Here is a 248-nt window from a genome sequence, read left to right as displayed (position 1 = left end):
GGTGTCGGCCGGGATGGTCAACAGCACCCCACCGGTCGGCTTGCAGGACACCGTCTCGTCGGCGAGGCCCTTTTGGGTGAGCTCGAGGATCGTTTCGAAGGCGTCAGCACGTTTGCGTTCGGCCGGCCGTGGATCGTGCGATCCGTCGGGCTGAGGCTTTGGCGCGGACAGTGTTTCGACGAGGCTGTGCAGTTTCTCCCCGGCGACGGCATCGAGATTCGCGCGCACGTCGAGCCGGCCGTCGCTGG

1 pseudogene is annotated in these 248 nt (G+C 66.9%); it reads right to left on the bottom strand.

The annotated features are described in order from the left end of the window. Positions 1–248, bottom strand: a pseudogene (locus ACLQ3C_RS21690) (HNH endonuclease); the annotation flags it as partial.

This window comes from Gordonia sp. DT30, from assembly GCF_049844915.1.
In the GTDB taxonomy this organism is placed as follows: domain Bacteria; phylum Actinomycetota; class Actinomycetes; order Mycobacteriales; family Mycobacteriaceae; genus Gordonia.
The sequence above is the reverse complement of the archived record's forward strand: the minus strand, read 5'-3'. Positions and strand labels throughout refer to the sequence as shown.